Annotated in this window: 10 protein-coding genes; 6 read left to right on the plus strand and 4 right to left on the minus strand. The window is 41.2% G+C overall.

Annotation, left to right across the window (positions count from 1 at the left end):
- Positions 1 to 18: 18 nt before the first annotated feature.
- The 3 genes from VME0621_RS23300 to VME0621_RS23310 all read right to left on the minus strand — a co-directional run bounded on the left by VME0621_RS23300 (position 19) and on the right by VME0621_RS23310 (position 3,649).
- A complete protein-coding gene (locus VME0621_RS23300) occupies positions 19 to 1,608 on the minus strand; it encodes a winged helix-turn-helix domain-containing protein (protein ID WP_062461819.1) in 1,590 nt (529 codons plus the stop codon).
- Between the two features lie 112 nt (positions 1,609 to 1,720).
- On the minus strand, positions 1,721 to 3,319 hold the full coding sequence (locus VME0621_RS23305; protein WP_062461822.1) for a bifunctional aspartate transaminase/aspartate 4-decarboxylase: 1,599 nt from the start codon (positions 3,317 to 3,319) through the stop codon (positions 1,721 to 1,723).
- A 60-nt stretch (positions 3,320 to 3,379) separates the two neighbouring features.
- A complete protein-coding gene (locus VME0621_RS23310) occupies positions 3,380 to 3,649 on the minus strand; it encodes a hypothetical protein (protein WP_062461825.1) in 270 nt (89 codons plus the stop codon).
- A 324-nt stretch (positions 3,650 to 3,973) separates the two neighbouring features.
- Here VME0621_RS23310 and VME0621_RS23315 point away from each other — a divergent pair, with 324 nt between their 5' ends.
- The 4 genes from VME0621_RS23315 (at position 3,974) to VME0621_RS23330 (ending at position 9,798) form a co-directional block, all read left to right on the plus strand.
- Entirely contained in the window at positions 3,974 to 4,984 is a 1,011-nt protein-coding gene (locus VME0621_RS23315) for an efflux RND transporter periplasmic adaptor subunit (RefSeq protein WP_006070223.1), read from the plus strand.
- Positions 4,985 to 4,999: 15 nt separating this feature from the next.
- Complete coding sequence (locus VME0621_RS23320) at positions 5,000 to 8,077, plus strand: efflux RND transporter permease subunit (RefSeq protein ID WP_062461828.1); 3,078 nt, start codon at positions 5,000 to 5,002, stop codon at positions 8,075 to 8,077.
- Positions 8,077 to 9,426: a BamA/TamA family outer membrane protein gene (locus tag VME0621_RS23325; RefSeq protein ID WP_172427906.1), complete on the plus strand. Its 1,350-nt coding sequence runs from the start codon at positions 8,077 to 8,079 to the stop codon at positions 9,424 to 9,426. The genes VME0621_RS23320 and VME0621_RS23325 overlap by 1 nt, the downstream gene beginning before the upstream one ends.
- Before the next feature lie 135 nt (positions 9,427 to 9,561).
- On the plus strand, positions 9,562 to 9,798 hold the full coding sequence (locus VME0621_RS23330) for a hypothetical protein (protein ID WP_062461831.1): 237 nt from the start codon (positions 9,562 to 9,564) through the stop codon (positions 9,796 to 9,798).
- 337 nt (positions 9,799 to 10,135) lie between these two features.
- Here VME0621_RS23330 and VME0621_RS23335 read toward each other — a convergent pair whose 3' ends face one another.
- Positions 10,136 to 10,588: a DUF2536 family protein gene (locus VME0621_RS23335; protein WP_062461834.1), complete on the minus strand. Its 453-nt coding sequence runs from the start codon at positions 10,586 to 10,588 to the stop codon at positions 10,136 to 10,138.
- 482 nt (positions 10,589 to 11,070) lie between these two features.
- Here VME0621_RS23335 and VME0621_RS23340 point away from each other — a divergent pair, with 482 nt between their 5' ends.
- Positions 11,071 to 11,730: a DUF3313 family protein gene (locus VME0621_RS23340; protein WP_006070218.1), complete on the plus strand. Its 660-nt coding sequence runs from the start codon at positions 11,071 to 11,073 to the stop codon at positions 11,728 to 11,730.
- A 10-nt stretch (positions 11,731 to 11,740) separates the two neighbouring features.
- A complete protein-coding gene (locus VME0621_RS23345; RefSeq protein ID WP_062461837.1) occupies positions 11,741 to 12,733 on the plus strand; it encodes a phospholipase A in 993 nt (330 codons plus the stop codon).
- Positions 12,734 to 12,844 lie beyond the last annotated feature (111 nt).

Below are 12,844 nucleotides of genomic sequence, written 5' to 3' on the forward strand. Positions count from 1 at the left end.
CACGCTGCCCTTTTTGACTTATACTGCGTCATTCTCGCTTAAGCTTGTTTCTACCTTTTTCTTGATATCGGAAAGGTCGCTATTGAAGAACAACACTTCAGATAGATTTAGAACTTGAATAGTTGAGGACTCTAGGACAGCGTGGTAATAGAACTCTTCAGCCGCGTCTCTATTGCCTGTTAGTTCTGAGGCTTTCGCATTTAAAATATAGAAAAACACAGTGCGCCGTTCATGAGGAATGGTTTGTAATATGGTCTTCGCTTGCAATGGTTCATCGTTGGTCAACGCCATCATAGCACTAGCTTCAAGAACTCTTGGCGTAGTTTGATTGGCGCTAGCAAACTGTTCAAACTTCAGCAAAGTCTCTGTGTTTAACTGCTCTAGATATTGTGCCATGTTGTGTGGCGGATCAAGGTACATTCTGGACACGTTAAAAATATAGCCGGTAGCGACAACGTAAGGGTTGTCTGGCGAAAGTTTTTTGGCCTCTTCAATGAGCTCAATGGCTCTGGTATGAGTATAGTCATGATAAGACGCGCCAATTGACGTCAAAGCTGACTCAATTGATGCAGCTTCGTTAGGAAGTTCATCGACCAAATCCGCGATTAGTGACTTTTCAATTTCGATATTAAATGAATCCAACAAATCGTCTAACGACTTTTTCAAAGACGGCTTCAGCATGTCTTCTGTAACTCGATATTTGCGATCAAGATGTTTATGGCCAGATATGCGATTCACGTATTCAATTTCAATGTAGTCTTGGTTATCGCGTTTGGATGCTGCAAATTTAAGTTCATTTGCCGCTACTTTAGATGCTGGACCGTCATAGATGACACGATAATACTTATAGGTTTTTAGCAGTTCCAAAAGCTTTTTGGTAAACCCTACTTTCAGATCATCGCGTAGGACTCCATCTTCAAGAATGACGTGAATATAACGAGGCTCAAGAGATAGGTAACTTGGTGTGGCAATGGGCTCGATGACTTTTGCAGCGGCTCGATCATTTTGTTTTACGTGCAGATAGCTTGCACCCACACCTATGCCGATAACGAGTAATGCCGCGGTTGCAATCCAGCGCTTCCTAAAACCAGTTTTCTTTGTTGCAGTTTGCATGGCGGGGCGTTGACGTACTGGCTCAGCCGCTGAGGCTTCGACTTCCGTGCTTGCTCCTGCTTCAGGGAGAACAATATCGGTTGTTTCAGGTGCCGACTCGTCTCGCAAAACATCAATTTTTTCAGAGACAGAATCAGTGGTTTCGATGACAGGTTGAGGTGTTTCTATGACTTTTTCAACAGTCGCATCGAGCTTATATCCACGTTTTGGAACCGTGACAATGTAGCCATATGGGTGGTTGCCGTGCTGTTTGAGTATCTTCCTTAGCTCAAAAATAGCTTGAGTGATAACTTGGTCTGTTAGGATTGACCCGTTCCACACTTCGTTAATAAGTTCGTCTCTTGAGAACACGGTGTCGGGATTTTCACATAAGAAGTGAAAAAGCTTGGATAGCCTGTTATCAATGACGATATCTTCTCCATGCAAAACGAACTTGTCTTCGTATGGATAAAACACCCAATCATCTATTTTAAATTGTATTTTTTGATTTTTCATAGACCATTCATAACTTACTGTATCTAATAAAGAAGTATTGGATAGTATTGGTGAAAATACAAAAAAAACCTCGATACATTTTTGTAACGAGGCTTTCAGCGCTAAGAATTGACTATCGATTGTTCAAATAAGTTTGATAGTAGCTTTCTAAAACGGCATTGATTGCTGTTGAAATTGTCGCATAAGCCGACTGTGGCAAGTTAGCGAGAGAGACACGTAGTGACCATTCTGGAGCATCAAAACCACCACCAGGCATGACCACAATACTACTTTCTTCGGCTAGGCGAACTAGGAAGTCTAGCGGTTCATAGCCTTCTTGCATCCAGGCAAAGAAATCACTGCTGTACGCAGATGTTGCTAGGTCTTGGATATTAATCTCAACGTAATAGAAAGCGCCATTACTGTTGTCTTCAGCGATGGTTGGCTCAGTCAGCGATTTTTCCATGAGTGTGTGATAGCGAGCACGTACGATGCGTTTAGCGTTATCTTGGTATTCTTTACCACCTTCTAGTAGAGCAAGCAGAGAAAACAGTGCCATTTGGATTTGTTGTGGAGTAGACAGTCCAGCAGTGTGGTTTAGAGCAACTGCACGGCTATCAGCAACAAGTCGGTCGATGAACTTGATATTTGCAGGATCAAGACTGATACCACTATAGCGTCGAGTCAGTTCTTGACGTGTAGATTCTGGTAGATCCTGAATCATCTTATCAAGATTGTTGTCTTCATTTAGGGCAATTACGCCCAAACGCCAACCAGTTGCACCGAAGTATTTCGAGTATGAGTACACCAGAATAGTATTTTTGGGTGCTAACATTGCCAATGAGGTGAAGTTATCGGTGAACGTACCGTACACATCATCAGTCAGCACGATCAGCTCTGGGCGCTCATTGGCGATATCTGCAATTTTCTGCAGTGTTTCATCGCTCAGTTTCACTGAAGCTGGGTTACTTGGGTTAACGAGGAAGAAGGCTTTGATTTTAGGGTCACGAAGCTTTTCTAGTTCGCTATCTGGGATTTGCCATTGTGTCTCTTCTGATGCCATTATCTCTACTTTGTTTAAGCTGTAGTCTTCAAGCTCTGGCATTTCTAGATAAGGTGTAAACACTGGTGCACCAATGGCAATGTTATCTCCTTTATTTAGAAGACGGTTGGTTTTCAATGTGTTGAAGATATATACCATCGCAGCAGTGCCGCCTTCGACAGCAAACAAATCAAAGTGAGAGTCTGGTAAACCAGCTTTGCTGCCCATCTCTTGTTCAATGTATTTACGAGAAATGAACTCGCAGTTTTTAAGCATGCGATCAGGTACAGGGTAGTTATCGCCCAGAATGCCTTCTACCCATTCATAGATGAGCTCATCCGCATCAAGTTTGTGTTCAGTTGTTAAGAAGCTAAATGCATTTAGAAGAAAACGAACGCCTTCATTCTGTTCATGGTCGTCACAGAATGACAGAAAGCGCGTTGAGATATTGTCTTTTTCACTCATGCCGCCAAAACCAGGGTATTGAGAGTAGGTTGCTTTAGATTCTTGTAGAGCAAACATACCTAACTGGAAAAATGCGTCTCTTGGCACTGTCGCTACCCAGTTTGGGTTGCCTCGACCAGCATTTATCATAGCGTGATCTTTGTTTTCAGCAGCAAGCTTCATCAGTGTATCTTTTACTTCAAATGGGCTAAGCGTTTCTAGCTGTTTTTCGTCATTACGATTCATTTTCGATTCCAAATATTATTTTATAAGCGCAGTTATTACGCTAGGGATATATTAATTCTCTTACTTAGAACTTGTTTTATGATGAGTTCTAGAAGAAGTTTTGTGGCTGTGCTTTTTATCATGGTGATGTTTTTCATGATGACCATCTGAGTGGTGATTAACTAAATGTTTATGGCCTTCGTTTTTACCACCATGTTTTTGGTGAGGATGAGTTTTAACTTTATCTTCAAATTCCAAGTGGTCTTTATTGTGTTTATGCTCCACATCACCATAGATTCTTTTCATCTTCTCTGAGGTGGTGTGTTTTGTATGTTGCATTTTCTCTGACATAGTCTTACTCCTAATTAAGTACCCGGATACTTTAATCTTTCTCCTTTGATAAAACATGAAATTACCATCATTGTTTTATATTTTATCCTTTCTTTGTTTTCTGTAAGATGTTGATTTTTAATGTTTATATTTTGTTTATTGAACATTATGCATTGATTATCCAAGAGTTATTAAATTCTCTCTCTATCACGGTAGATTAAATGTGTTCTCAACGTTAAACATTATTAAGTGAAGGTTATGTCTAAGAAAGCAATATCAATAGTCCTAGCTGTAGTAGTATTAATACTGCTATTTGTTTTCGGATTTAATAGTTTTAAAAATCATATGATCGCTAAAAAAATCAGCGAGTATAAAGCACCTGCTGTTTCTGTAACTGCTATTACATCTAAAAAAGATAGCTGGGAACAAAACATCCAAGCAGTAGGTCAAATTACATCTAAACAATCTACAGAAGTTACCAGTCAAATTTCCGGTCAGGTTAAAGCAATCAACTTTAATTCCGGTCAAACGGTAAATAAGGGTGATGTTATCGTTCAACTTGATGACTCATTACTACAAGCAAAATACCGCAGCCAACTTGCAAAGCAGAAATTGGCAAAGATCGAACTTCAACGTCAGGTGAAACTTCTTAAAACCAAAAGCACAGCAAAAAACTCGGTAGATAAAGCGCAAGCTCAATATGACGCAGAGTCGGCAGACCTTGCTTACATTAAGTCGCAAATTGACTTTATGAGCATCAAAGCCCCGTTTGCTGGCAAATTAGGTATTCGCACCATCGATCTTGGTGATTACATCAATCCAGGTGCACTTATTGTTGAGTTAGAAAGTATTAACGACAACTTCATCGATATCTCAGTTTCAGAAGACTTTCAGCCACAGCTTGCATTAGGACAAAAGGTGACTTTTACCAATGATGCCTATGGAGACAAAACATTCTCGGCGATTGTTTCCGCTATCCAGCCATCATCAGATGAGCAGTCACACAACATCAGTGTGCGTGCAGAAGTAGAAGGCGATGGAAACCAACTTGTGAGTGGCATGTACATCAACGCAAAAATAACGTTAGGCAGTGAAGTTGCGATTGTTCCCGTACCAAAAGTTGCTATCTCTTACTCTCTTTATGGCGACAGCGTCTTTGTCGTGAAAAATGAAAATGGTCAACAAGTTGTCGAGCAGAAGTTAGTCGAAATTGGCCCCCGCAAAGATGACTTAGTCGGCATTGTGTCAGGCTTAGAGCGAGGCGAAATCGTTGTGACTTCCAACCAACAACAACTTAAGAAAGGAACCGTGGTTAAGATCAATAACTCAACTCCGTTTCCTAAAACATTTAAGTAATAAATAGGCAAAATTATGAATTTTACCGACATATTTATAAAGAGACCTGTTCTAGCAACAGTGTTGAGCTTGGTGTTATTGGTGCTAGGCCTCAAAGCTTTTTCGGAGCTTCAGGTTCGTCAATACCCAGAAATTGAGACGGGTGTGATTACGGTTACGACGACCTATCCAGGCGCAAGTTCGACCAGTGTCCAAGGTTATGTTACCCAACCTCTGCAGGCGCAAATCGCGCAAGCTGAGGGAATTGACTACATGACATCAGAAAGTAGCTTAGGTAAGTCTTTAATTACGGTGAATCTGAAACTGGATTATCCAACGGATAAAGCACTAACCGAAATCTTGTCACTGGTTCAACAGGTGAAATATCGCTTACCAGCAGGTACGCAGGACCCGAGCATCTTGAAATCGACATCACAGTCGCCAATCCTTTATGTTTCGTTTTCAAGTGACCGCCTGGCAACACAGCAGATTTCTGACTATGTGAGTCGCGTGGTTAAGCCAACATTCTCAACTGTAGATGGCGTATCAAAGATCGACCTACTAGGACAGAGTGACTTTGCAATGCGTATTTGGTTGAACCCAACCAAAATGGCGGCGTTTGGTCTAACGGCTGCCGATGTACAGGCTGCAATCCAGGGTAGTAACTCTGTGAGTGCTGCGGGTAAATTGAAAGCGGACTATATCGAGATTGATATTAATGCACACACCGATGCATCATCTGTTGATGAATTTAAAAACATGGTGCTTAAAGCTGCGAATGGTCAATTAATTCACCTAGAAGACGTAGCAACGGTAGAGCTTGGTGCGAACACTTACGACTCGCGTGTATTGTTTAACGGTACAAGCTCGATCACAACAGCAATCAGCAATACCTCGACATCAAACCCGCTAACGGTTGTTAAAGGACTGTACGACGTTCTTCCAGCGATTAAAGACAGCTTGCCGCTAGGTATGAAAGCGGAAGTGGTTTATGACTCAACGAAATTTATTGATAGCTCGATTGAGGAAGTAACCAAGACTCTTATAGAGGCTGCGGTGATCGTAATTATCGTCATCTTAGCGTTCTTGGGCTCAATGCGTGCCATGGTCATTCCTTTGGTTACTATACCATTGTCACTCATCGGTTCGTTGTTCTTGATGATGTCTATGGGCTTTAGTATCAACCTGTTGACGCTACTAGCAATGGTATTGGCTATCTCCCTAGTTGTTGACGATGCCATCGTTGTTGTAGAAAACACCTTCCGTCACCTTGAGGAGGGGGCAACACCAGTACAAGCGGCGATTGAAAGTGCACGAGAGATCGCTGGTCCTGTCATCGCTATGACGATTACGTTGGCTGCCGTATATGCTCCGATCGGCTTTATGGGTGGTCTAACGGGGAAACTGTTTACAGAGTTTGCGTTTACTCTTGCTGGTTCTGTATTGATCTCTGGATTTATCGCACTAACTCTCACACCGATGATGACTTCTAAAATGCTCAACAAGCAGATTCTAGAAGGCGCAATGGTTAAGAAAATTGATAATGTTATTTCTGGTGTTACACATCATTATGAAAACATCCTAACGACCGTACTCAACAACCGTCTGTTGGTGTGGCCATTAGTTCTGACTTTCCTTGTGTCGTTGGTGTTCATGTTTACTCACACTGCGAGTGAATTGGCTCCACAAGAAGACCAAGGTGTTGTAATCATGATGGGTCAAGGTCCATCGCAAGCTAATACCGACTACCTTGGCAATTTCACTCAAGCGTTGGATAAAACGATCAGCAGTTATCCTGAAACTGAAATGTCGATGATGGTAAATGGTTACCAAAAAGACAATAAGTTCTTCGGTTTAGGTGTACTTAAAGATTGGGATTCTCGTGAAGCGTCAGTGAAAGACATCATGACAAGATTCCAGAACGACATAGTCGATTTCCCAGGATTGCAGGTGTTTACTATTTCACCTCCAGATCTACCTGGTACATCGCAAGGTCTGCCGTTCCAAATGGTATTGAAAACGCCGACGGGAAGCTATGAGGAGCTCTACCAGTACGCAGAAAAAATGAAAGAGTATGCGGTCAATAGTGGCAAGTTTATCTATGTTCAGAATGACTTAGAGTTCAATAAGCCTCAGGTAGAAATTACCATTAATCGTGACAAAGCAGCATTGATGAATGTGAACGCGCAAGAAATTGGTAATGTGTTAACTCGCTACGTGAGTGAAGGCTTTATTAACTATTTCGCATTAGATGAGCGCAGCTATCAGGTAATCACTCAAGTAGAACGCTCTGACCGTAGTTCTTGGAATGATATCGACCAATATTACGTGCGCTCAAATAACGGCACTATGGTTCCGCTATCAGCGCTTATTGATATCAAGCAAAGTGTGCAGCCATCAGCCGTGGATCAGTTCCAGCAATTGAACAGCGCGACTATCGAAGCGAAGATGATGCCAGGCGTTAGTATTGGTGAAGCTTATGAAGTGATGCAGGAAGGTGCAAAACAAATTCTTCCAACGTCGTACGCAACAGACTCATCTGGTCAATTACGTCAGTACGTCCAGGAAGGAGCTTCCTTGGTTTCAACCTTTGCTCTTGCGCTTATTATCATTTATTTGGTGCTAGCGGCTCAGTTTGAAAGTTTCAAAGATCCATTGATCGTATTGACCAGTGTTCCGTTGTCGATATTCGGAGCCATGATTCCTTTGTACTTGGGTATCGATACGCTCAATATCTACACTGAGGTTGGCCTTGTAACACTTATCGGTCTGATCAGTAAGCACGGTATTTTGATCGTGGAGTTTGCGAACCAAATCCAGCCGGAATTCGCAGGCGATAAGATTGCCGCAGTGAAGAAAGCAGCAGCAGAACGTTTACGTCCAGTATTGATGACAACAGCAGCAATGGTAATTGGTGTCGTACCACTACTGACAGCAGCTGGTGCTGGCGCGCAAAGCCGCTTCTCTATCGGTCTAGTAATTACTGTGGGCATGACAGTAGGTACTCTGTTTACCTTATTTGTCGTCCCTACGGTTTATACATTCCTGGCTGATGACCACTCAGGTGAATCTACTGAGGATACCAACACTAAGCTTGTAGAAGAGCAACAATAGTGAAGAAAACCAATCAAAAAGCACCAAGGATGGTGCTTTCTTTTTTTGCAGCCTCTTGCTTTTTATTTGTAATGCCGTTGAGTCAGAGCTACGCCAATACAGGGCGAGGTGAGCAAAGTTCAGTAGTCTCTCTGTCTAAACCAGTATTTGTTGAAAATACTAGGAAAGCAGAAGCTCAATTGGCTGAGTTTGATAGAGAAATCTATGCTAATCAACAACTTAATAAGGAGTGTGTTAACAACTGTGTTGTGCTTGAGAGGGAAGAAGCAAGGCTGAAAAAAGAAAAAAAGGCATTTATAGAAACCAATCGATTACCTCTGGTTTCAATATTAGGAGGCCCTGGCTATATGCCGGAAACAGGGCTTATGCTCGCGTTAGGAGGGCTCTATTCTTTTAGCACCGACCGCGACAGTGACAACTTACAACGTTCTAGTGTCAGTCTCGTGGCAATTGGTAACGAGATGGAGTCTGGTATCGGCTTTGGTTTACGTTCGAAACAGAATTTGTTTTTCCAGAATAACGATATTCGTTATGTAGGTAGTCTGAGCTTTGGCAATCAAAGCCAGTACTACTGGGGAACAGGCTATGACAAGGGAAAGGTAGTTGATGCAAGTGATGATATGTCGTTGGACTACAAGTTTGTTAACTACGATGCCAATCTGACCTTTAGAACAAATCAACATTGGTACGTAGGTCCTGTTCTTCGCGTTCGCTACTACGATCCTAGCAATGATGATTTACCCACGAGTGCCTTAAACGATGACAACTTCCAAACTTATCGTGATAAGCCATTTTCAATCGGTGCAGGTTTTACTGTGCAATACGATACTCGCGATGTAACGGTTAATGCCTGGCAAGGGAGCTTCCTTGGAATTGAGTTTGTCGATTACAACTCATTCATTGGCAGTGACAACGACTACTCAAAAGCGTCTGTGGATTATCGATACTACTACGCTCTGTCAAAAGGCAAGGTGTTAGCGTTATTCAATAAGCTCCAATGGAGTCAAGGTGATGTCCCATTTTATGACATGCCGACCTTGGGCGGGCAAGACTCTATGCGAGGCATCTATCAAGGTCGCTATCGCGACAACATTGCCATCGAAAACACATTGGAATATCGATGGACCCTGAGAGACGGTCAAGACCACTTGACTAAGCACGGTGTGACATTTTGGGCTGGAGTAGGTTCCGTCGATAGTTCATTGGATGAGCTGTACTCGAACTTTCTCTATAGCTACGGCGTCGGCTATCGGTATGAAATTCAACCGCGAATGAACGTTCGCGTGGATTTGGGGATAGGAAGTAATAACGACAAAGGTTTTTATCTCACCTTTACCGAGGCGTTCTAATACGCCTCAAATATACATTACACAATCAATTAGAGAAAAAAAAAGAAGACTAAATTATTATTAATCAGTACGTTAACGTCTATTTTTATGATGGGCTGTACGAGCAGTCAAGAATTTCTAAATGAAAACCAATCTATGGCAACGGAAGCGGCAATGAATCGTGCGAAGTTTGAACTAAGCTGCCAAACTGTGCAAACAACAGTACTAAACAAAAAAACGATCGATCTTTATCGTTATGAAGTACCTCAGTATCAAGTTGGAGTGTCCGGCTGTGGTAAAAAAGTGGTGTATTTAGTCAACTGTAATCCCGACAGCGGATGTATGGTGTATGACAACAAGAACGCTCCAATATCAGAAAGCAAATCTCAATAACCTCAATTTAGGCATGCAAATATAGGTACGTTTGTATGCCTCTTTCTGACACCTCACTAATAAGTTCCTATTCTCTCAAAGTGTTCCATCACTTCTTCAAGCTAATAACCCTTCGAGCTAACACACTCCAAGACAATACTCTTTGACACAATTGATATCGCTTTTTCACCACTATAACCGAGTTGGGCCTTTGCTTGTTGCCTGGTTGGCAATGGATGAATTGAACGATGAACTACTGACGAAGCTTTTCATTCGTGGAGGATAGAAAGCGGAAATGAGGAAACAGGTAGGAAAGATAAAAAAATCCCCGATATTGAATCAATATCGGGGACAAAAATTAGTATAGCGTTACTTTCGCTGTGTATTCAGTACGTTCTGACTGGTTTACAGGGTGTTGATAGTAGTCAACAGTGAAGTAAATCGGTTTATCTTGGTTGATACGCTCCGCGATTTTCTTCTCTAGATCTTGAACAGAATCAAAGTCGTAAACGTGGAAAGAATAACCCGGCTTAAGGTCCATTTCTTTAGCTTCTTCTTGAGTGATGTATGTTTGGCGATAGATAGAATCTAAGTAAGTATCAAACTGTGTAGTAATACTATCGTCAGTCACTAAAACATAGTCGAATTCGTTAGCGCGAATTGTGTCAGTTTGAAGTGAGCTCATTGCTGCATCAACGCTTAATTGGTTCTGCTCTTGAGAGCCGTCACTGGCAACAATTGATGGATTAAAGTCATCTGCCATTACCGATGCAGAAGCTAGAACACAAAGAGGAAGTACATATTTCAACATTTTAAATACCTTATTAATTGACGCCTAAATGGCGTTGGTTGAGCTTATATATACCTGATGGTTTAATCAGGCCAGATTTCGATGTTAATTTTAACCGCTACATAAAATGATGAAATAATAAGGCTCTAATTGTATGGTAAATAATAAATATCCTTAGTTCTGTATTTTTGTTTTAGATTTATCTATTCAAAGGTGGTTTTATATCTAAACTTGCGTTTTTTAATTGTTCTCGGGTTAGGGTTATTACGATGAATGGTTTTTAGGTCATTGTTTATTAGGGGTTTTATTTTTATTTTATACGCCATCATTGGTTTTATTCAGGTTTTTTATATCAATAAATAATAGAGAATTTAACATTAATAGAAGTATGCTAATTAGTTTATTCACTTTTTAATTTTGCTAATCATAATTGTTAGCGAAATTCACTTGAACATATTTATTGTTCTTAAAGCAAGATTGACTAATAAGGTCTGGAGAAAGAAATGAAAGCTAAAATACTACTACTATCTATTATCACGGTTCTATCTGGGTGTGCAGGTTCACTACCAGATAAAGAAGAAATGGTTACGTTAAATGATGGACGTACATACGAAGAACAAAAATACAACTCCCATGAAGATGGATATGTTTGGCACTCGAGCGACCTTAAAAAAGACGAATATCAGAATATTATCGTTCACGATGTTAATGTACACGTTAGTAAAACGATAGACCGTTTGCTAACAGACCAAACAGTAGAGAACTTTAAGCAAGAACTTAAAGGCACTTTGTCTGAAAAGAGCTCGAAACTGTTCCCAACAGATGCGGCGAGCCAACACCAAGCTATTGTTGACGTCAACATCATTAAAGTTGAAGACATCGGTGAAGATGTAAAAGCACGAGAAATTATCCCAATTGGTGCAATCGTTGCCTTAGCAAAAGAGGCGGCTGGTACTCGTGATCGTTCAGTAAGATTACTTGTGGATGTTGATATTAAAGATAAAGATGACGGCCACTTACTTGCTCGTCGTATTTTTGTCGTAAACAACAATGGCGTACTTGAGAATGATAAGTCGAAGATCACACAAAAAATCTTAGATGCGAACGTGAATCGAATTACTGAGCAAAGCGTCGACTTCATTCTTCACGCTATGTACATGTAAGGGTTGAGTTATGAAGTTATCTGTTCGACATTCTCAAATCCTAGCGCTACTTGTGGCCTTCGGGCCTATGCATGCTTTGGCGCAAGAAAACGATGCCAGTTTCGACACACGCTTTGATAATTGTTTGTTGCGTGAGATTCACATGGATGTTGAACATGATAACCTCGATGAGATCAAGGCACAGTGCTTGAGTGAAGTGCAAGCGTCGACAGAACATGTCTCTCCAACTCGACACTCATTAGAAAAAGAGACGGAGAATAACCCGTTTGTCATTACTCCCTATAGGCAAAACTACATTTTGCCTATTACGGAAATGAGCCAGGTAAATACGGCGCCTTACACATCAGACATTTTTGAAGGAAAGTCTGATGAACTTAAAGATGAGGAAATCAAGTTCCAGATCAGTTTTAAAATGCCTCTTGTCGAAGATGGTATTTTTAACGAAGAAGATCAGATTTACTTTGGTTTTACGTTAAAGTCATTTTGGCAGGCATATTCTTCGGAGATATCAGCTCCTTTCCGTGAAACTAACTATCGCCCAGAGATTTTCTATGAATCTCCTTTGCCAATAGATAGTTCGGAAGGTGTGTGGTTTACACGAGTTGGTTTTGAACATGAATCTAATGGACGAACTCAGGAGTTGAGTCGCAGTTGGAATCGAATTTATGGTGGTATTGGATATGCTGAAGATGACCTCATGGTTTATTTGGAGCCTTGGTACCGCATCCCTGACAGTGATGACGATAACCCCGATATAGAAGACTACATGGGACACTTTGAACTAACCGCTGCTTATAAATACCAAGCGGTAGAGTTCAGTGGAGTAGCCCGTTATAACTTCCGTACCGGTTATGGTGGCTTTGAGGCAGGTATGAGCTTCCCTCTTATAGGGAGAGTTCGTGGTTATGTTCAATATTACCAAGGGTATGGTGAAAGTTTGATCGATTACAATTACAACAACAAGCGTATTGGCGTCGGGGTTCTACTAACAGATATTCTCTAAGCGATACGTCAGGATTTTTCGGGGTCCGCTTTGTGCGTCATTTTCGTGCCGTGTAAGGCGGATTTTTTTGAAATATCCTAAATAGTATCCAATACTTCTTTATAAGTTACA

The sequence above is a fragment of the Vibrio mediterranei genome (genome assembly GCF_900088415.1).
Lineage (GTDB): Bacteria > Pseudomonadota > Gammaproteobacteria > Enterobacterales > Vibrionaceae > Vibrio > Vibrio mediterranei.